Annotated in this window: 20 protein-coding genes; 9 read left to right on the top strand and 11 right to left on the bottom strand. The window is 60.0% G+C overall.

What is annotated here, in order from left to right; genetic code table 11:
* Positions 1-31: 31 nt before the first annotated feature.
* The 3 genes from glmS to OK142_RS22385 are packed head-to-tail and all read left to right on the top strand — an operon-like array spanning position 32 to position 3,040.
* Positions 32-1,858 (top strand): glutamine--fructose-6-phosphate transaminase (isomerizing), encoded by a 1,827-nt coding sequence (gene glmS / locus OK142_RS22395; protein ID WP_498685252.1) that lies wholly within the window; start codon positions 32-34, stop codon positions 1,856-1,858.
* Complete coding sequence (locus OK142_RS22390) at positions 1,855-2,358, top strand: GNAT family N-acetyltransferase (protein ID WP_498685251.1); 504 nt, start codon at positions 1,855-1,857, stop codon at positions 2,356-2,358. The genes glmS and OK142_RS22390 overlap by 4 nt, the downstream gene beginning before the upstream one ends.
* Positions 2,359-2,371: 13 nt before the next feature.
* Complete coding sequence (locus tag OK142_RS22385) at positions 2,372-3,040, top strand: DUF502 domain-containing protein (protein WP_003495510.1); 669 nt, start codon at positions 2,372-2,374, stop codon at positions 3,038-3,040.
* 3 nt (positions 3,041-3,043) lie between these two features.
* Here the strand turns inward: OK142_RS22385 and OK142_RS22380 are convergent, their stop codons facing one another.
* A complete protein-coding gene (locus tag OK142_RS22380; protein ID WP_498685250.1) occupies positions 3,044-3,427 on the bottom strand; it encodes a type II toxin-antitoxin system VapC family toxin in 384 nt (127 codons plus the stop codon).
* Positions 3,424-3,681 carry a type II toxin-antitoxin system Phd/YefM family antitoxin gene (locus OK142_RS22375; protein WP_313610062.1) on the bottom strand — a complete coding sequence of 86 codons (258 nt, stop codon included), beginning with the start codon at positions 3,679-3,681 and terminating at the stop codon, positions 3,424-3,426. Before OK142_RS22375 ends, OK142_RS22380 begins: the two co-directional genes overlap by 4 nt.
* A 133-nt stretch (positions 3,682-3,814) precedes the next feature.
* On the opposite strand from OK142_RS22375, the gene OK142_RS22370 reads away from it, so the two are divergent.
* Together OK142_RS22370 and OK142_RS22365 are read left to right on the top strand one after the other, a co-directional pair.
* Positions 3,815-4,060, top strand: a complete 246-nt coding sequence (locus tag OK142_RS22370) for a CopG family ribbon-helix-helix protein (protein ID WP_498685248.1) — start codon at positions 3,815-3,817, stop codon at positions 4,058-4,060.
* On the top strand, positions 4,057-4,347 hold the full coding sequence (locus OK142_RS22365; RefSeq protein WP_082184395.1) for a type II toxin-antitoxin system RelE/ParE family toxin: 291 nt from the start codon (positions 4,057-4,059) through the stop codon (positions 4,345-4,347). Before OK142_RS22370 ends, OK142_RS22365 begins: the two co-directional genes overlap by 4 nt.
* A gap of 24 nt (positions 4,348-4,371) precedes the next feature.
* Here the strand turns inward: OK142_RS22365 and OK142_RS22360 are convergent, their stop codons facing one another.
* Both OK142_RS22360 and recG read right to left on the bottom strand, forming a co-directional pair.
* Positions 4,372-4,644: a hypothetical protein gene (locus tag OK142_RS22360; RefSeq protein WP_498685245.1), complete on the bottom strand. Its 273-nt coding sequence runs from the start codon at positions 4,642-4,644 to the stop codon at positions 4,372-4,374.
* 14 nt (positions 4,645-4,658) lie between these two features.
* Complete coding sequence (recG, locus tag OK142_RS22355; protein WP_498685243.1) at positions 4,659-6,764, bottom strand: ATP-dependent DNA helicase RecG; 2,106 nt, start codon at positions 6,762-6,764, stop codon at positions 4,659-4,661.
* A 407-nt stretch (positions 6,765-7,171) separates the two neighbouring features.
* Between recG and OK142_RS22350 the strand changes: the two genes are divergently transcribed.
* The 3 genes from OK142_RS22350 to OK142_RS22340 all read left to right on the top strand — a co-directional run bounded on the left by OK142_RS22350 (position 7,172) and on the right by OK142_RS22340 (position 11,797).
* On the top strand, positions 7,172-7,483 hold the full coding sequence (locus OK142_RS22350) for an FAD assembly factor SdhE (RefSeq protein WP_082184711.1): 312 nt from the start codon (positions 7,172-7,174) through the stop codon (positions 7,481-7,483).
* Positions 7,484-7,486: 3 nt separating this feature from the next.
* Positions 7,487-10,984, top strand: a complete 3,498-nt coding sequence (gene mfd / locus OK142_RS22345; RefSeq protein ID WP_498685241.1) for a transcription-repair coupling factor — start codon at positions 7,487-7,489, stop codon at positions 10,982-10,984.
* 474 nt (positions 10,985-11,458) lie between these two features.
* The gene (locus tag OK142_RS22340) at positions 11,459-11,797 is read left to right on the top strand and encodes a hypothetical protein (protein WP_035242419.1); all 339 of its coding nucleotides are present in this window, start codon (positions 11,459-11,461) and stop codon (positions 11,795-11,797) included.
* Positions 11,798-11,843: 46 nt separating this feature from the next.
* Here OK142_RS22340 and OK142_RS22335 read toward each other — a convergent pair whose 3' ends face one another.
* From OK142_RS22335 to OK142_RS22325, 3 genes are read right to left on the bottom strand one after another with little or no spacing between them, the layout of a single operon-like run.
* Complete coding sequence (locus tag OK142_RS22335) at positions 11,844-12,785, bottom strand: DMT family transporter (RefSeq protein WP_498685239.1); 942 nt, start codon at positions 12,783-12,785, stop codon at positions 11,844-11,846.
* Between the two features lie 52 nt (positions 12,786-12,837).
* Positions 12,838-13,506: a DsbA family oxidoreductase gene (locus OK142_RS22330; protein ID WP_003495525.1), complete on the bottom strand. Its 669-nt coding sequence runs from the start codon at positions 13,504-13,506 to the stop codon at positions 12,838-12,840.
* 39 nt (positions 13,507-13,545) lie between these two features.
* Complete coding sequence (locus OK142_RS22325) at positions 13,546-15,393, bottom strand: extracellular solute-binding protein (RefSeq protein WP_498685236.1); 1,848 nt, start codon at positions 15,391-15,393, stop codon at positions 13,546-13,548.
* 326 nt (positions 15,394-15,719) lie between these two features.
* On the opposite strand from OK142_RS22325, the gene OK142_RS22320 reads away from it, so the two are divergent.
* Positions 15,720-16,376, top strand: coding sequence for an invasion associated locus B family protein (locus OK142_RS22320; protein WP_444783240.1), 657 nt, complete (start codon positions 15,720-15,722; stop codon positions 16,374-16,376).
* A 95-nt stretch (positions 16,377-16,471) separates the two neighbouring features.
* Here the strand turns inward: OK142_RS22320 and hspQ are convergent, their stop codons facing one another.
* The 4 genes from hspQ to OK142_RS22300 form a co-directional block, all read right to left on the bottom strand.
* Positions 16,472-16,801, bottom strand: a complete 330-nt coding sequence (hspQ, locus tag OK142_RS22315) for a heat shock protein HspQ (protein WP_035242421.1) — start codon at positions 16,799-16,801, stop codon at positions 16,472-16,474.
* Between the two features lie 92 nt (positions 16,802-16,893).
* Entirely contained in the window at positions 16,894-17,814 is a 921-nt protein-coding gene (locus tag OK142_RS22310) for a DMT family transporter (protein WP_498685234.1), read from the bottom strand.
* Positions 17,815-17,910: 96 nt separating this feature from the next.
* Positions 17,911-19,320 (bottom strand): type I glutamate--ammonia ligase, encoded by a 1,410-nt coding sequence (gene glnA, locus OK142_RS22305; protein WP_003495537.1) that lies wholly within the window; start codon positions 19,318-19,320, stop codon positions 17,911-17,913.
* Between the two features lie 73 nt (positions 19,321-19,393).
* The gene (locus tag OK142_RS22300) at positions 19,394-19,732 is read right to left on the bottom strand and encodes a P-II family nitrogen regulator (protein WP_003508042.1); all 339 of its coding nucleotides are present in this window, start codon (positions 19,730-19,732) and stop codon (positions 19,394-19,396) included.
* Positions 19,733-19,981 lie beyond the last annotated feature (249 nt).

The raw sequence follows: 19,981 nt of genomic DNA, 5'->3' as shown, positions 1-19,981 counted from the left end.
TCGGCGAAGAGATCGCCGTCTGGAGAAATATATGTGCGGAATTGTCGGAATTGTCGGAACCCAGCCTGTTGCTGAACGGCTTGTCGATGCGCTGAAGCGTCTCGAATATCGCGGTTACGATTCGGCTGGTGTCGCCACCATCGACAATGGCGCGATGGACCGCCGCCGGGCGGAAGGCAAGCTCTTCAATCTGGAGAAGCGGTTGTCCGAAGAGCCGCTGCCGGGCGTGGTCGGCATTGCGCATACGCGCTGGGCGACGCATGGTGTGCCGAACGAAACCAACGCCCACCCGCATTTCGTCGACGGCGTTGCGGTCGTTCATAACGGCATCATCGAAAATTTCTCCGAATTGCGCGAGGAGCTGAGTGCCGAAGGTGCCACCTTCACCACCCAGACCGACACCGAAGTGGTGGCGCAGCTTCTGGCAAAATACACCCGCGAAGGCCTTGGCCATCGCGAAGCGATGCTGAAGATGCTGAACCGCGTAACGGGCGCCTATGCGCTGGTCGTCATGTTCAAGGATGATCCCGGCACGCTGCTTTCGGCGCGTTCCGGTCCGCCGCTTGCCGTCGGTTATGGCCGCGGTGAAATGTTCCTGGGATCGGACGCCATCGCGCTCTCGCCCTTCACCAACGAAATCACCTATCTGGTGGATGGCGACTGCGCCATTGTCACCCGTGAAGGTGCGGAAATTATCGATTTCTCCGGCAAGCCGGTGAAGCGCGAGCGCCAGATGTCGCAGGCGACGGCTTTCGTGGTCGACAAGGGCAACCATCGTCACTTCATGGAAAAGGAAATCTACGAGCAGCCGGAAGTCATTTCCCATGCGCTCAGCCATTATGTGGATTTCGCCTCCAAGACCGTGAAGGAAGCCGATAAGGCAATCGATTTCGCCAAGCTTTCCGGCCTTGCCATTTCCGCCTGCGGCACGGCCTATCTTTCCGGCCTGATCGGCAAATACTGGTTCGAGCGTTATGCGCGTCTGCCGGTGGAAATCGATGTCGCCTCGGAATTCCGTTACCGCGAAATCCCGCTCGTTCCCACGCAGGCGGCACTGTTCATTTCTCAATCGGGAGAAACCGCCGATACGCTGGCGGCCCTGCGCTATTGTCAGCAGGAGGGACTGAAGATCGGCGCGGTGGTCAACACGCGCGAGTCGACCATGGCGCGCGAATCGGATGCAATCTTTCCGATCCTCGCCGGCCCGGAAATCGGCGTGGCCTCCACCAAGGCCTTCACCTGCCAGCTTGCCGTGCTTGCTTCGCTTGCGGTTGCCGCCGGCAAGGCGCGCGGCACAATTACGCCAGAGCAGGAAACCGAACTGGTTCGCCATCTGACCGAGATGCCGCGCATCATGAGCAAGGTTCTCAACAGCATCCAGCCGCAGATCGAGGCTCTGTCGCGCGATCTGTCGCGTTTCAAGGATGTGCTTTATCTCGGACGCGGCACCAGCTTCCCGCTGGCGCTGGAAGGCGCGCTGAAGCTCAAGGAAATTTCCTATATCCATGCCGAGGGCTATGCCGCCGGTGAGCTGAAGCACGGGCCGATCGCGCTGATCGACGAGAACATGCCTGTTATCGTCATCGCACCGCATGACCGCTTCTTCGAAAAGACCGTTTCGAACATGCAGGAGGTCGCCGCCCGCGGCGGCCGCATCATCTTTATCACCGATGAGAAGGGGGCTGCGGCTTCCAAGCTCGATACAATGGCGACGATTACGCTGCCGACAGTTGATGAACTCATTGCGCCGATGGTGTTTTCGCTGCCGATCCAGTTACTCGCCTATCACACCGCTGTCTTCATGGGCACGGATGTGGACCAGCCGCGCAATCTGGCGAAATCGGTGACCGTTGAATGATCATCAGGCCGGAGCGGCAGGGCGATGAAGAGGCGATCGGAGCGCTGACGGAAGCGGCGTTCCGGGATATGCCGTTTAGCGACCAGACCGAACACCTGATCGTCGGCAGGCTGCGCGATGCGGATGCGCTCACCGTTTCACTGGTGGCGGAGGATGGCGGACAGATCGTCGGTCACGTCGCCTTTTCGCCCGTTACCGTTTCGGAGGCGGAAGGCCGCTGGTTTGCTCTTGGCCCGATTTCGGTCTCTCCCGAGAGGCAAGGTCAGGGCATTGGATCGCGCCTCGTCCATGAGGGGCTTTCAATGCTGGATCGGCTCGAAGCGGCAGGGTGCGTTCTGGCGGGTAGTCCCACCTATTACGGCCGGTTCGGATTCGAGCGTTTCGACGGCCTGCACAGCAAAGGCATTCCTGACAAATATTTGTTGACCCTGCGCTTGCATGGCGGAACTCCATCCGGCATTGTCGGTTTTCATCCGGGTTTCGATAGCGTCAACGCTTAATTCCGAACGGTAAATGACCGATATTCCAGTCAAAATTTCATTCGCAGCCCGTCTGCGCAACAGCTTCCTCACGGGCGTGCTCATCCTTGCGCCCGTCACCATCACCATGTGGCTGGTGTGGAGCTTCCTGCAATGGGCGGATAGCTGGGTTAAGCCCTATATTCCCGCCCGTTACGATCCCGAGCAATATTTCGATGTGGCAATCCCCGGTTTCGGCCTGCTGATCGCTGTCATCGGCATCACGCTCATCGGCTTTCTCGGCAACAACCTGATCGGCAAATGGATCGTCGGCGTCGGCGAATCCATCCTCAACCGCATGCCGCTGGTGCGGCCGATCTACAAGAGCATCAAGCAGCTGTTCGAATCCGTTCTGAAGGAGCATTCGAACTCCTTCAAGAAGGTCGGCCTTATCGAGTTTCCCTCGTCCGGCACCTGGGCGATGGTGTTCGTATCCTCCGAGGTCAAGGGCGAACTCGCTCACCGTTTCAACGAGATGGGCCAGCAGATGGTCGCCGTCTTCCTGCCGCCGACACCGGTGCCGACAGCGGGTTTCCTGCTGTTCGTGCCCAAGGACAAGATCGTGATGCTGGACATGACGCCGGAAGACGCGGCGAAACTGCTGATATCCGGCGGTCTCGTGGCGCCGGATTTCACGCCGCCGAAGATGATCGCGCCGGTTTGAGGGTTAGAGAACGCTGACGATGTCCGTTTGGGAAAAGTCGTTGCCGACATAAAGCAAAGGGCAGCCTTCGGTCTTCGCCAGATCGTAGGCAAAGCAATCCCCGAAATTCAGCCCGGCCGGATGAATGCCCTTGCCCCAGATACGATAGGCTTCGGAAACGCCGTGCGCCGATTTCGGGGTGACGTGTCTGACGTCGATGCTCAGCCCTTCAATCAGCATGTCGAGTTCGCGGACGCGATTACGCCGTTGTGCGACGATTATGGCTTCTGCGAGCGTGCCGGCGGAAATGAGCAGAGGCTCATCCGTTTCGAGAGCTGCGGTACAGGCATCAGCTGTGGGTTCATCGAGCAGGATCGCCATCAGGGCTGACGTATCGATGACGATCATTTGGGCAAGCCGTGCTCGTCATAGAGGAAGTCCTGACTGCGCGCGGCATTCGGGCCATCATCGGCTTTGTTTGCAATGGCCGCGCGCACTTTTGCAAGCGTTGCCCTGCGGGATATTTTATCCGCCGCCGCAGTGACCGGAACCAGCCGCACGGCTGCGTGACCATGCCGGGTGAGAATGATTTCATCTCCTGCTTCGGCACGACGCACCAGTTCTGTAAGCTGGCCCTTTGCGTCAGTTACGGATATCTGCATGGCGATTTCCCGAATTTCGTTTCCGTTTGAAAGTAGTCCATTTAATGGACCATATCAATACGAAGGAGTGCCGAACCTTGACGAACCAATGTGGTTCACCAATAATCATGACGAACCAAGGAGGGTCGCGATCATGACTGCATTCACGGTGCGTTTGCCGAACGAGGTTGCTGACAAGCTCGATCAGCTGGCGGAAAAGCTTGATCGCTCGCGGTCCTACATGGCGGCGCGGGCGATTGAGGACTATGTTGCCCGCGAGGAGTGGCAGCTTGCCGAGATCGAGGCGGGTGTGGCGGAAGCCGATCGCGGCGAGTTCGGGACGACCGATGATCTCGCAAATATTGTCGGGAAATACGTGAAATCTACCCGGCCGTTATGAGTGACCGGAGAATTCGTTGGACCTTACGGGCGCTGCGACGGCTCGATGAAATTGGTGCGCATATCGAAAAGGATAATCCAGCGGCTGCGGCCCGTGTGATTTCTCGCATTGTTTCGGCGGTTGATATGTTGGTGGAACAGCCGGCAATGGGACGGGTCGGGCGTATCAGAGGAACACGGGAAGCTGTGCTTCCCGACATTTCTTACATCATTGCCTATCGTGTCGGCCGGGACATCGAAATCTTGACGATTATCCATGCCTCGCAGCAATGGCCTTCGTCGCTCTAAGCAAATAATCTTTAGACCAGTCGATCAATCCTCGTCATCGAGATCATCCACCTCTGTCCCCGTGACTGTCGCGTGGAACACGGGAACGAAAAGCCGCATATAGACCAGCCGCACGCTCCAGCCTTCCTCCAGTGCCTGCGTCCAGGCCTTCTTGCGGCCGGGCTTCTTGAACGCCTTGCCGATTGCCTTTTTCGCGCTCTTCGCAAATGTCTCCGGTTGCAGAATATTCTGCGGCGAACACAGCGCATAACCTTTGCGGAAGGCGGGCGGCGGGCGGCGCGGGTCGATCATGTTCATGGCGGTCACAACTTTCAGCCGGCGTGCAGGAAGCGGATCGCTTCGTCGCGGCGGTGCAGATAGAGCAGGGTGCGGAGCGCGTCGCCGCGCGGGCCGGTCAGTTCGGGGTCACGCTCGATGACATAGGCCGCGTCCTTGCGGGCGATTTCCAGAAGGTCGGCATGGGCCTCCAGGCTGGCGATGCGGAAGCCCGGTGTGCCGGACTGGCGGGTGCCGAGGAGTTCGCCTTCGCCGCGCAGTTTCAGGTCCTCTTCCGCGATCAGGAAGCCGTCCTCGCTGTCGCGCAGAATGGAAAGCCGGGCGCGGCCGTTTTCGCTGAGCGGCCCCTTGTAGAGCAGGATGCAGGTGGAGGCCTCGTCGCCACGCCCGACGCGGCCGCGCAACTGGTGAAGCTGGGCAAGGCCGAAACGTTCGGCATGTTCGATGACCATGATCGTGGCATCCGGCACGTCGACGCCCACTTCCACCACCGTCGTTGCCACCAGCAGCCGTGTCTCGCCGCTCTTGAAGGCCAGCATGGCGGCGTCCTTCTCCGGGCCGCTCATGCGCCCGTGGATGAGGCCGATATTGGCGCCGAGCATCTGCGAGAGAACCGCATGCCGCTCTTCGGCCGACATCAGGTCGGATTCTTCCGTTTCTTCCACCAGTGGGCAGATCCAGTAGGCCTTCTTGCCATCCTTCAGCGCGGCGCGCAGCCGCTCGACAATATCGCCGATACGTTCGGTGGGGATCGTCACGGTTTGGATGGGTTTACGGCCGGCGGGTTTCTCGGTGAGTTTCGACACATCCATGTCGCCGAAGGCGGCCAGCACCAGCGTGCGTGGAATGGGGGTGGCGGTCATCACCAGCATATGCGGGGTGATGCCCTTGGCGGTGAGGCGCAGGCGCTGGTGCACGCCGAAACGGTGCTGCTCATCCACCACGGCCAGCACGAGGTTTTTGTAACTCACGCTGTCCTGAAACAGCGCATGGGTGCCGATGACGATCTGTGCTTCGCCAGAGGCCACACGCTCTTCGATCTCACGGCGCTCCTTGCCCTTGGTGCGGCCGGTCAGGACCTCGACGGTGATGCCTGCGGCATTGGCGAGTTTGGAGATGGTGGTGAAATGTTGCCGGGCAAGGATTTCGGTCGGGGCCATCAGCACCGCCTGTCCGCCGGCCTCGACGGCGGTTGCCATGGCCATCAGCGCAACCAGCGTCTTGCCGGCGCCGACATCGCCCTGCAGCAGGCGAAGCATGCGGTCTTCACCTGCCATATCGGTCAGGATGTCCTTTACCGCGGCGTTCTGACTAGGTGTCAGCGAGAATGGCAGCAGCGAGAGGATTTTTGCGGCAACGTCGCCTTTGGCGCGGATCGGCTGGCCCGCAACCTTGCGCAGCCGCTGGCGCACCAGCGCCAGCGAAAGCTGGCCGGCGAGGAACTCGTCATAGGCAAGACGTCTGCGCGCCGGGGCCTGCGGCTCTATATCGGCGCTGTCGCGCGGGTCGTGCAGTTCGCGGAAGCTCGAAGCCACATCGCCGAAGCCCTGCCGGGTCTTCAGCGTCTCGTCGATCCATTCGGGAAAGGCGGGCAGCTTCGAAAGCCCGCCGTCGATCGCCCGCCGCAGCACCTTGGGAGACAGTCCAGCCGTCATCGGGTAAACGGCTTCCACCAAAGGCAGGTTTTCGGCTTCGGAAAGCTTCACCATGAAATCCGGATGCACCATGGAGGCGCGGCCGTTGAACCAGTCCACCTTGCCGCTGACGAGAACTTCTTCATCGACGGGCAGGGCCTTGGAGAGCCAGTCGCCCTTGGCGCGAAAAAAGGTCAGCGTCAGTTCGCCGGTCTCGTCATGCAGGAAAACTCGGTAAGGCGCGGAACGATTGCCCGGTGGCGGTGGTTGATGGCGATCGATACGTCCCTGAATGGTGACAATGGCGCCGGGGGCCGCGAGCGCGATGCCCGGGCGATTGCGCCGGTCGATGACGTTTGACGGTGCGTGGAACAGAAGGTCGATCACACGGGTATCGTCGGCGTTTTCCCGGCTGAGGAGCTTGGCCAGAAGATCGGCAAGCTTCGGCCCCACGCCGGCAAGGGTGGAAACGGAGGCAAACAGCGGATCGAGAATGGCCGGACGCATGTGTTGCAAAATCGGGGAAGGGGGCGGGTTATGCAAGACGTGCCCGCCGACAAAGACGGGTTATCACCGGCAGTTTTTAGCTGCCGTGGCATTATTTCGATAAAAACCGGTTCCCAAGCGTTCGCCTCCTGTTCTATAGGAGGTCGTAATAGGTGAGGCAAAGATTGAACGGCCGCTGCAAGTGCGAGACTGGCTATTGTCCATTGTGCTCTCCTCTTCCTCATCCCTGTGCTCGTTACGGGGATCCAGCCAGCCCAAGTCCTTGGGCTGAAAGGAGTCTCTCCGTCGCGCCGACGCGCGCCGGCTGGATTCCTGTGACAAGCACAGGAATGAGGATGGTGGGGATGGAAGCGGCGGGTAAAACCGTTCAGTCAGGCCTTGCAAACCGATACGGGAAGGAAAATGCGATGACTGGACTGGTGCGCACGAGTGCCGACCTCGATCCGAGACGCAGGCGGATACTTTACCGCTGCTGGCACCGGGGCATTCGCGAGATGGATCTCGTGCTCGGGCAATTCGCGGAAGACAATATTGCCGGACTTACCGACGCTCAGCTCGATGAGCTTGAGATCATCATGGCGGAAGAGGATAACGACCTCGTCAAGATGGTGACGGGCGCTCTTGCCATACCGGAAAAATTCCAGACGCCGCTGTTTGAGAAGATCGCCTCCTATCGTCCCGATTTCGATCTCGTCACAGCCGAAACCCTGAAAGCCTGAAACATGATAGCCGGATTCGATGCAAAGCTGGTGGCGTCGGCCGATACGCCGCTGACCATCGGAAATGTGCCCTCCGGCATGGAAGCCCTGCTTTTGGCCGACATGGCGCGGGCAGGGACATCGGTGGCCTATGTGATGTCGGACGGCCAGCGGGTCGCCGATCTCGAACAGATCCTCGGTTTCGTCGCGCCTGACATTCCGGTGCTGACTTTGCCTGCCTGGGACTGCCTGCCGTATGACCGTGTGTCACCGAGCGCAGACACCTCGGCGCGCAGGCTGGCTGCGCTCTCCGGCCTCATCAGTCACGCGAAGAAACCGCATCCGGCCATCGTTCTCGTCACCGTCAACGCCATGCTGCAGAAGATGGCGCCGCGCGACATCATCGAGAGCCTCGGCTTTTCCGCGAAGCCCGGCAACCAGATCCGCATGGAAGACATCGCCGCGCGGCTGGAACGCAACGGTTTCGACCGGGTGGCGACGGTGCGCGAAGTCGGTGAATTTGCCGTGCGCGGCGGCATTCTCGATGTTTTCGTGCCCGGCACGGAAGAGCCTGTGCGGCTCGATTTCTTCGGTGATACGCTGGAAAGCATCCGCACCTTCGATCCGGCCAGCCAGCGCACCATCGGCCAGGCGCGCTCGCTTGATCTCAACCCGATGAGCGAAGTGACGCTGACGCCGGATACGATCGGCCGTTTTCGCAAGAATTATCTGTCGCTGTTCGGTGCGGCGACGCGCGACGATGCGCTTTATCAGGCCGTCTCCGAGGGCCGCCGTTACGCCGGCATGGAGCATTGGCTGCCGCTGTTTTACGAACAGCTGGAAACCGCCTTCGATTATCTCAAGGGTTTCCGCATCGTCACCGATCATACGGCGCGCGAGGCGGCGAAGGAACGTTCCAAACTGGTCCTCGATTATTACGAGGCGCGCCGCGCTTCCGGCGAGACCAAGGGATCGACGCAGGGCGCGCCTTACAAGCCGGTATCGCCGGGGCAAATCTATCTCGACGGCAAGAGCTTCGAGGCGGCACTTTCCGCCGTCAATGCGGTGCGGCTGACGCCCTTTAACGAACACGATACCGAAGGCCGTCCGGTCGCGACGCTGGACGCTCATGTCGGGCCGCGCTGGGCACGCCCACCGACCGAAGGCGATAGCGAAGAGCGGGTCAACGTCTTCGATCTGGCGGTGAAGCACATTACCGAGCGCCGCGCCAAGGGCTGGAAGGTGCTGATCACCGGCTGGTCGGAAGGCTCTCTCGACCGGCTGCTGCAGGTCTTGAACGAGCACGGGCTTGAAAAGATCAAGCCGGTGGCATCTCTGAAAGAGGTCGACACGCTCGGCAAGGGCGAGGCGGCTTCGGCAGTGCTCAGCCTCGAAGCCGGTTTCGAGACCGGAACGCTCGCGATCATCGGTGAGCAGGATATTCTCGGCGACCGTATGGTGCGCCGCTCCAGACGCCGCAAGCGCGGCGCGGATTTCATTTCGGAAGTGGCGGGGCTGGACGAGGGTTCGCTCGTCGTTCACGCCGAACACGGTATCGGCCGCTTCGTCGGTCTGCAGACCATCGAGGCGGCGGGTGCACCGCGCGCCTGTCTGGAACTGCATTACGCCGACGATGCCAAGCTGTTCCTGCCGGTCGAAAACATCGATCTTCTCTCGCGATATGGTTCTGACGCCGCCGAAGCCACGCTTGACAGACTGGGTGGCGGCGCTTGGCAGATGCGCAAGGCCAAGCTCAAGAAGCGCCTGCTCGACATGGCAGACGAGCTTATCCGCATCGCAGCCGCGCGCCTGGTACGCCATGCGCCGGTTCTGGCCGCGCCGGACGGTCTTTACGATGAGTTTGCCGCCCGCTTCCCCTATGACGAGACCGAAGACCAGCTGAACGCCATCGAAGCGGTTCGCGAGGATCTCGGTGCCGGGCGTCCGATGGATCGCCTCATCTGCGGCGATGTCGGTTTCGGCAAGACCGAAGTGGCTTTGCGCGCCGCCTTCCTTGCCGCCATGAACGGCGTTCAGGTGGCGGTCGTCGTGCCAACCACGCTGCTGTCCCGCCAGCATTTCCGCACCTTTTCGGAGCGTTTTCGCGGGCTGCCGATCCGGGTTCAGCAGGCCTCGCGGCTTGTCGGTTCCAAGGAGCTTGCGCTCACCAAGAAGGAAGTGGCCGACGGCAAGACGGATATCGTCGTCGGCACCCACGCGTTGCTTGGTGCGGGCATCAATTTCGCCAATCTCGGCCTGCTGATCATCGATGAGGAGCAGCATTTCGGCGTGAAGCACAAGGAGCGCCTGAAGGAGCTGAAGAGCGACGTGCATGTGCTGACGCTTTCGGCAACGCCCATTCCGCGCACCCTGCAGCTGGCCATGACCGGCGTTCGCGAATTGTCGCTCATCACCACGCCGCCGGTGGACCGCATGGCGGTGCGTACCTTCATTTCGCCCTTCGATCCGCTGGTGATCCGCGAAACGCTGATGCGCGAGCATTATCGCGGCGGCCAGAGTTTCTACGTCTGCCCGCGTCTTGCCGATCTCGCCGATATCCATGCTTTCCTGCAATCGGATGTGCCGGAGCTGAAAGTGGCGGTGGCGCATGGCCAGATGGCGGCGGGCGAACTCGAAGACATCATGAACGCCTTTTATGACGGCAAATATGATGTGCTGCTGTCGACAACCATCGTCGAATCCGGCCTCGACGTGCCGACCGCCAACACGCTGATCGTGCACCGGGCCGACATGTTCGGCCTTGCCCAGCTTTACCAGCTGCGCGGCCGTGTCGGCCGTTCAAAGGTGCGCGCCTTTGCGCTGTTCACCCTGCCGGTCAACAAGGTATTGACGACGATGGCGGAGCGGCGGCTGAAAGTGCTGCAATCGCTCGATACGCTGGGCGCCGGTTTCCAGCTTGCCAGCCACGATCTCGATATTCGCGGCGCGGGTAATCTCTTGGGCGAGGAGCAGTCGGGCCACATCAAGGAAGTCGGTTTCGAGCTTTACCAGCAGATGCTGGAAGAAGCCGTGGCCGAGGTGAAGGGTGACGAGCAGGTGCAGGATAGCGGCTGGTCGCCGCAAATCTCGGTCGGCACCTCTGTCATGATCCCGGAAGACTATGTTCCGGATCTGCATCTGCGCATGGGGCTTTACCGCCGTCTCGGCGAGCTTGCCGATATCGGCGAGATCGACGGTTTTGGTGCGGAAATGATCGACCGTTTCGGCCCGCTGCCGAAGGAAGTCCAGCATCTCCTCAAGATCGTCTACATCAAGTCGCTCTGCCGCACCGCCAATGTCGAGAAGGTCGATGCCGGGCCGAAGGGCGTGGTCCTGCAATTCCGCAACAAGGAATTCCCGAACCCGGCGGCCCTGGTCGCCTATATCGGCAAGCAGGGCTCGATGGCGAAAATCCGCCCCGACCACAGCCTGTTCCTGACCCGCGATCTGCCTACGCCGGAAAAGCGGCTGGCGGGTGCGGCGATGATCATGACGCAGTTGGCGGAACTGGCGCGTTCCTGAGGTGTGAGCTTTCGGCAGGTCATCCGTTGACAGCGGACCGAGGCGTGTGGGGCTTTTACCCCCCTCTGCCCTGCCGGGCATCTCCCCCTCAAGGGGGGAGATCGATATGCGGCTAGGTTTCGCCCATCTCGATGTTCGAGAATGAAGTGGTGTCAGCGCCTCTTTCCGATCTCCCCCCTTGAGGGGGAGATGCCCGGCAGGGCAGAGGGGGGTAAGCCCCACACGCCTCCGGTCGGCCGTCAATGGGAAACCCCTGAAAGCCAAGACCTAAAGCACGTCCAGACAAACGAAAACAGAAGGGTCCGACATCGTCTGCTTTACCGGACCTGACAACCTCCGCAAACATTACAGCGATGTACATTACAGCGATGTAATGAAACGGACATGCGCCGGTAGCGTCGGCGGGCGTAGTCTTGTCTTCCTGTCCTGTGCTGCGTTCACCTACGCGCAGCCGGAAGACGAAGGAGCAAGACAATGTGGACCAGGATGAACAGGTTCGTCTCCGCAGGTCTGGTTGCTTTGACAATTGCGGGCACCACAATTGCCACCACCAGCCAGGCGGAAGCACGCGGTCATTTCGGACATGGGCATGGCGGTGCGGGCATTGCCGCGGGTATCGCTGGAGCAATTATCGGCGGCGCCATCATCGCCGGGGCGCGGCATCCCTATGGCGGCCCCTATTATGACGAGCCTTTTTACGGCCCGCCGGTTTATGGCCCTCCGGTGATCTATCAGCCCGCATATCCACGCTGCCACGTCGTCTGGCGGCAGAATAGCTGGGGTGATATGTACCGCGCGCGCGTCTGCGACTGACCCTTCGCTGCCAACAGTAAAATAGCTATGGAAGAACGAGCCGGGATTACAGGGTTCGCGGCGCGTCTTCCGGCGTGATGCCGACGGCGACATTCTGGTCGGTTGCGGCGATGGAGGCTGGCATCGGCACTTTTCGCTGTTTTTCACGGATGAGCGTCAGAAGACCCGAGCCGACGATGAGCGCTATGCCGATCAGCATCCAGCCATCGATATGGTCGCCGAAGATCAGGTAACCGAACAGTATGGCCCAGAGCATCTGGCTATATTGCGTTGGTCCGATCATGGCGGCCGGGGCGTAACGGGCGGCATACATGACCAGCACGTTGCCGACGGCGGCAAACAGGCCGTAACCGGCCAGAAGCAGCCATTGCTCGCCGCTTGGCGGCACGAAAGCGGGGATCATGGCCAGGCCGCTGATCGCCAGACAGCCCAGCACGCCTGCGCCATAAAGCGAGACGTTTTTTTCCGACGGCCCCATGGCGCGGAAGATCACGATGGACAGCGCGCCGCTTAGACCACCGAGGATAGCGCCGAGATGGCCGATGCCCAGTTCGCGGAAGCCGGGCCGCAGGATGATCAGCACACCAATAAAGCCGATGATGACCGCCGACCAGCGCTTGATGCCGACCTGTTCCTTCAAAAACACCACAGACATGATGGTGACGAAGGAAGGCAGCAGGAAAATCAGCGCAAAGGCTTCGGCCATGGAGAGGTGCGTGAAGGCGGTGACGCTGCCGACCGCCCCGATGCCGGAGGCAAAAAAGCGGATGAGCCAGAGGGGGCGGTTCGTCGTCCTGACGATGTCCATCCAGCGATCGTTGCGCTTTCGGATGAGAGGCAGGGCGACGAGGCCGAAGACGGCGCCGAAGAAGGCCGATTCGATCGGTGAAATCTGGCCTTCTATGAGTTTAACGCTCGCGTCGCTCCATGCGTAGGCAGCGAAGGCGGCAAAGGCAAGCAGAATGCCTTTCAGGGTCTGGTCGGACACGGGAAAACACCAACAGTTTATCGGTTAGGGTAAGCTGCCGGTGGTTCGACCGTCAGTTCATCGACTTATGCTCGTCCGCCTTGATTTTTGCAATATCCCGCAGTGCAGCAATCAATACATCAGGCGTTTGCGCGCCGCTGATGGCATATTTCTGGTCGAGGATGAAAAACGGCACGCCGGCGACGCCCATTTGCTGCGCCGCATCAATTTCTGCAATGACGGTGTCCTTGTCCGCATCCGATGCGAGCAGCCGCGTCACCACCTTGGCGTCCATGCCTGCCTTTTCGGCAATGTCGGTCAGCACGGCGTGATCGCCGATGTTGCGGCCTTCCTCGAAATTCGCTTTGAACAGGCCGGTTACGATCTTCTCCTGAACGTCGCGACCTTCGGCATGTGCCCAGAGCGACAGGCGGTGGGCGTCGAGCGTGTTCGGGCCGATCTTGATCGCATCGAAATCGTAATGGATGCCGACTTCCCTGCCGAGTTGCACCAGCGTAGTGTGCGCCTGTTCGAGGCGCTCCTTGCCGAGCTTTTCTTCAAGAGCAGCTTTCTGGTCGACGCCTTCCGGCGGATAATCCGGGTTGAGGCGGTAAGGCCGCCAGTTCACGTCGATGCTGATTTCGTCCTGCACCTCGGCAATGGCGAGATCGAGTCTCGCCTTGCCCAGATAACACCAGGGGCAGACCATATCCGATACGACGTCGATAACGATGCGTTCCATGGCTTTATCTTCCGTTGTCTTGGACCGGGCAGGGGCGGTCTATTGCGCCCGTGCATCCCACCAGGTCTGTTTCTGATTGCCTGATATCGGGGTCATATCCGGGCGGTCGATATATTTCCAGCGGGCTATCCATTGTGCGCCGATGTAGTAGAGCGGAATGACATAGTGGCCGGCGACGAGAAGACGATCATAACCGCGCACCGCCGCCTGGAAATCCTCCGTCGAGCGGGCCTGCAAAAGGGCCTCGATCATGCGGTCGATGTCGGGGCTCGCCGCGCCCGCATAGTTGAAGCTGCCCTGCGCATCCCGCGACAGTGAACTCCAGCGGTTGAGCTGCTCGGCCCCCGGCGAAAGCGAGGAGGGCAGGGAGCGGATGATCATGTCGTAATCGAAGCTGTTGGAGCGGGCCTGATACTGGCCGTCGTCAACAGAACGGATGCCCATGGCGACGCCGATCAGGTTCAGCGAACGCTGATAGGCAAGCGCGATGCGCTCCTGCGCCGGGTTCTGCGTCATGATCTCGAAGGCAAGCTGGCGGCCATTGGCGTCGGACATTTTGCCATTCTTGATGCTGTATCCGGCCTCTTTCAGCTTATCGACTGCCAGTTTCAGGACCTTGCGATCCGCACCGGTCCCGTCTGTGGTCGGCAGGGCGTAGGTTCCCGCCAGAAGTTCGGGTGGCATGGTTTTGGCCGCATCGCCGAGCAGCGCAAGCTCGCGCTCGTCGGCGGCATTGCCATAGGCACCGAGCGCGGAGTTCTGCCAGTAGCTCTGCGTGCGCTTGAAGGCGCCGCCGAGGATGTTCTTGTTCATCCATTCGAAATCAAGCGCGTAGGACAGGCCCTCGCGCACCTTTTCGTCGGCAAAGACCGCGCGGCGGGTGTTGAAGACAAGACCGAACATGCCAGATGGCAGGCGCGGCTGGAACACGTCCTTGACGATATCGCCGCGATGGACGGCGGGAAAGTTGTAGGCCTGCCCCCAATGCGAGGTGTCGGAGGTGCCGTTGATGGCGTCGCCTTCGGGATAGATGTCGATATCGCCCTTCTTGAAGGCCTCGAACATGGTGGTGACCTGGAGGAAATAGGTGACGCTGATCTCGTCGTAATTCTCGAAGCCGACCTTGCTTGGAATGTCCTTGCCCCAGTAGTCGGGGTTTCGCTCCCAGATGATTCGCTCTCCGGGCCGCAATGTCTTGATTCGGTATGGGCCCGAGCCGACGACCGGGCCGAGGCCCGCCTGCTCGAATTTTTCCGGATCGATTGCGTGTTTCGGCAAAATCGGGGTGGAGGAGGCGAGAATGAGCGGCGTTTCGCGGTTCGCCCTGTCGTTGAAGGTGAAACGCACGCCGTGATCGCCGATCTTTTCCAGCTTCGCCACACCGTCGAGGCGGCTGTTGAAAGGCGGGCGGCCTTTTTCCTTCAGGAGGTTGAAGGTGAAGATCACATCGTCAGGCGTCACCGGTTCGCCATCCGACCACTTGGCCCTGGGATTGATGTTGAACTGGATGAAAGTGCGCTCTTCATCCCATTCCGCGGTTTCGGCCAGCAGGCCGTAGAGGCTGAAAGGCTCGTCGCTCGAGCGCTGCATCAGCGGTTCGTAGAGGAGATTGCCGAATTCCGGGTCCCAGACGCCGCGCGCCGTGGTGCGCATTCCCTTGAGAACGAAGGGGTTGAGGCTATCGAAGGTGCCGACGACACCATAGGAAATGCGGCCGCCTTTCTTCACATCCGGATTGACATAGGGGAAGTGGCGGAAATCTGCCGGCAGCGCGGGCGTGCCGTGCATGGAAATGCCATGAAGCGGCTGCGCCTGGGCGCTCCCGGCGGGAAGCAGGGATGAACCCAAAAGAAACAATGCGGGGATGAGGGCCGCAAGGTCGCGCATCTTATTATCCTGTCTCAACTGTCCGTCCGATTTGTCATGATGATCGGTTTATCGTCATGATTGGTTTTTTCGTTATGATTCTGGCAAATATGTAGCACAGGCCCATGGCCGGACCCATGCGAGGGCGGGAAATCTTGGCCCACCTCAAGAAAAAGTTAAAGAAGTGCTGGATATCGCCGCGATCGGCATGTAACAGGGTGGCCGGAAGAGACGGGTCACGCATTTGCCTCATTTAAACGACAGTTGAACGGGCAGAAGGATACCGCCATCGGCGAGCAGAACCTTAGCGGTGCTGTTCTGGCAGACATTCAGGAGACGGAACTCTTATGATGCAAAAGGCAAACACATTCACCCGGACGGCTCTGTCCGCTCTGGTCCTCTCTCTGGGCGCGGTTTCCGCTCCGGCCATCTCGCAGGCGCAGGATGCTGCTCCCGCCGCTCAGGGCGCCGGCGCTCCTCCGCTCGGCTGGTTCAAGACCTGCTCCAAGCAGGAAGACAACGATGTCTGCGTTGTGCAGAACGTGGTTCTTGCCCAGAACGGCCAGATGATCACCGCCGTCGGCCTCATCACCGTTGAAGGCAAGGTCAACCGCAAGCTGCTTCAGGTTTCCGTTCCGACCGCGCGTCTCGTGCCCCCGGGCGTGATGATGCAGATCGACGGCGGCAAGGGCCAGAAGCTCGATTACGCCGTTTGCCTTCCCGACAAGTGCACGGCCGAAGTTCCGCTGACGGACGCCATGATCGCATCGCTGAAGAAGGGTAGCGAGGTGGTCTTCACCTCGATCAACTTCCGCCGCGCGCCGAACCCCATCAAGATTGCGCTGACCGGCTTCACGGGTGCTTATGACGGCCCGGCGATCAGCCAGTCGCAGCTTGCCGAAAGCCAGCGCAGCCTTCAGGAAGGCATGCAGAAGAAGGCTGAGGAAGCCCGCAAGAAGCTGGAAGCCGCCCAGGACGCCGCAAAGGGCGCGCCGAAGCCCTGATTGCACGCGCAAGCTTCAAGAACAAAAAACCGGTCTGGAATCAGACCGGTTTTTTTATGTCTCGGGATTGGTGAGGTCCGCCGCCTGAACCGCGTTCAATGTGCGGTCGACATCTTCGGACGCCATTCTCCATTCGGCGCCTTGTCGAAGATGCGGCCGATATTGGGATTGCGCAGCGGTGTCTCGCTTTCGTCGTGGACGAGGTTCTGCTCGGAAACATAGGCGACATATTCAGTCTCCTCGTTTTCGGCCAGAAGATGATAGAAGGGCTGGTCGCGATCCGGCCTGATTTCCGCAGGGATGGCGTTCCACCATTCCTCGGTATTGGCATATTCCGGGTCCACGTCGATGACCACACCGCGGAACGGAAACACCTTGTGGCGGACGATCTCGCCAAGCGTGAATTTTGCGTCTCTTTGTTTCATGGCATGAACTTCCTTTCCCACTAATAGTTGGGTGCGGAATGCGAAATATCAAGGGCTAGCGGTTGTGCCGCCCTTCGCCACCGCCTGGGCGTTCAGGCCCTGCGGCCGATCGGCGCCGTGGCGATGACGACGCCGCCGGTGACGAGCACGATGCCGATGGCGTGATAGGTCTCGAAGGTCTCGCCAAGGAAGAGCGTGGCCATCAGGATCGACACGGGCGGCATCATATAGAGCGTGATCCCCGCCGTGGCGGGGCCGAAAACGCGCACCGTATGTGTAAAGCAATAAAAGGCAAGCAGCGAGGCAAAAAGGATTATGCCGCCGATCTTTGCCCAGGCTATCGGGGTGGCGGGCAGCAATCCGCCCTGCGCCAGTTCCAGTGCGGCAGGCGGCAGAAGGACAAGCGCGCCGGAGAGCGCGATCAGGCCGAACAGGCTGAATGAGGCCATCTGCCGCGCCGCCGGATCGCGCAGCAGCAGCGAATAGACCGCAAAGGCGATTGCCGCCGTCAATATGGCGAAATCGCCGATGTTGAAATTCATGTGCCAGAGAGCGGACATATCGCCTTTCAGCACGATCGCCGCCACGCCCGCAAAGGCGATGATCATGCCCACGACTTCGAGCTTTCTGATGGGGCGGCCCTGGAAGATGCGCTGGAACAGGATGATGAACAGCGAGGATGTCGTATAGATCAGCGTGCCGTTGGCGGCCGTCGTCATGGTCAGGCCCCAATAGACCACGCCGCCGCAGATGCCCATGCCGAGAATGCCCAGAACGAGCCACAGCAGCGTTTTCTGCCGCACGAAGGCGAGGCAGTTTCGCCAGTCGGCGATCATGAAGGGTGCGATGATAAGGGTCGATCCAATCCAGCGGATGAAGGCGGCGATGAAGGGCGAGACCTCACCGACGACGCCACGGCCGAAAATGACATTGCTGGAGAAAAAGAACGGCACAGCCAGAAAGATGAGCCAGTCCGTGAGGCGGGTTTGCTGAGAGGCTGGCTTGTTCGACATTGTTCGCAATATGGCTAGGCTTCAAAAGAAAACGGCGGCCTCCTGGGAAGCCGCCGGAATGGAAAGGGACGCCCGAAAGAGCGTCCCGAATGCCGATCAGGCCGAGTAGTACATGTCGAATTCGACCGGATGCGGGGTCATTTCGAAACGCATGACTTCCTGCATCTTCAGCTCGATGAAAGAGTCGATCTGGTCGTCGTCGAACACGCCGCCGGCGGTCAGGAACTTGCGATCCTTGTCGAGGCTTTCCAGCGCTTCGCGCAGCGATCCGCAGACGGTCGGGATCTTCTTCAGTTCCTTTGCAGGAAGGTCGTAAAGGTCCTTGTCCATCGGCTTGCCGGGGTGGATCTTGTTCTTGATGCCGTCGAGGCCGGCCATGAGCATGGCCGCAAAACCGAGATAGGGGTTCTGGGTCGGGTCCGGGAAGCGGACTTCGACGCGCTTTGCCTTCGGGTTGGAGCCGAAGGGAATGCGGCAGGATGCGGAACGGTTGCGCGCGGAGTAGGCGAGCAGAACCGGCGCTTCGTAACCCGGCACCAGACGCTTGTAGGAGTTGGTGGTGGGGTTGGTGAAGGCGTTGATGGCCTTGGCGTGCTTGATGATACCGCCGATGTAGTACAGGCAGTTTTCAGACAGGCCGGCATATTCGTCGCCTGCGAAGGTCGGCTTGCCGCCCTTCCAGATCGACTGGTGCACGTGCATGCCAGAGCCGTTGTCGCCGAAGATCGGCTTCGGCATGAAGGTTGCCGTCTTGCCATAGGCATTGGCGACCTGGTGCACAACGTACTTGTAGATCTGCATCTTGTCGGCGCTGGAAACCAGCGTGTCGAACTTCACGCCCAGCTCGTGCTGGGCAGCGGCCACTTCGTGGTGGTGCTTTTCAACGACCACGCCCATTTCCGACAGAACCGTCAGCATTTCGGAGCGCATGTCCTGCAGGCTGTCGATCGGAGGAACCGGGAAATAGCCGCCCTTGACGCGCGGACGGTGGCCGAGGTTGCCGGTTTCATAGTCCGTGTCGTCGTTGGATGGCAGTTCCGACGAGTCGAGCTTGAAGCCGGTGTTGTAGGGGTCGGCCTTGTACTTCACGTCGTCGAACACGAAGAATTCCGGCTCGGGGCCGACGAATACGGTGTCGCCAATGCCGGATGCCTTGAGGTAGGCTTCGGCCTTCTTTGCGGTGCCGCGCGGATCGCGGTTATAGGCTTCGCCCGAGACCGGGTCGAGAATGTCGCAAAGGATAACGAGCGTGGACTGGGCGAAGAACGGATCAGTATGGGCGGTTGCCGGATCGGGCATCAGCACCATGTCGGACTCGTTGATGGCCTTCCAGCCGGCGATCGAGGAGCCGTCGAACATGACGCCATCGGCGAACATGTCTTCGTCAACGCAGACGACATCCATGGTGACGTGCTGCAGCTTGCCCTTGGGATCGGTAAAGCGCAGGTCCACGAACTTGATGTCGTTATCCTTGATCTGCTTCAAGATATCGTTTGCGGTCGTCATTTAAACGTCTTCCTTGAGTGTGGTGGTGACGAGGTGAAAACCCAAGCCTCCCCGGCTTGAGACCTGGTTCTGATTATATGGCGTCCACGCCTGTTTCACCGGTACGGATGCGGATGACTTCCTCGATATTGGAAACGAAAATCTTTCCGTCGCCGATACGTCCGGTCTGTGCCGCATTGCGGATCGCCTCGATGACGGCTTCCGCATTCTCATCCGCCAATACGACTTCGACTTTCACTTTCGGCAAAAAGTCCACGACGTACTCCGCTCCGCGGTAAAGTTCCGTGTGGCCCTTCTGACGACCAAAGCCTTTTGCTTCCGTGACCGTGATTCCCTGAAGTCCGACTTCCTGAAGGGCTTCCTTCACTTCATCGAGCTTGAAAGGCTTAATGATCGCTTCGATCTTTTTCATGAGAAAATATCTCTCCGCTTCTCCCGTTAAAGCAGGTTCTTCCCGCTCTGCCACAAGAATGCACGTATTGTGCCAGATCGGAAGCGGGCTTGAAGAAAAAACTTCGCTCCCTCGGCTTTCCGGCACAAAATGCATTCGGTTTTTGCGGTTTTCCGGCCAATTTCTCGCCAAAACCCGAAAATTCCATCACCAGTTCTGTGGATTTGTATTATTTTAGGAATCTTTAATATTTCGAGATGTGCGGACGAC

The sequence above is a fragment of the Agrobacterium sp. BT-220-3 genome (assembly GCF_025910175.1).
In the GTDB taxonomy this organism is placed as follows: domain Bacteria; phylum Pseudomonadota; class Alphaproteobacteria; order Rhizobiales; family Rhizobiaceae; genus Agrobacterium; species Agrobacterium oryzihabitans.
Note: the sequence above shows the minus strand (reverse complement) of the source record. Positions and strands in the feature narration are given on the sequence as shown.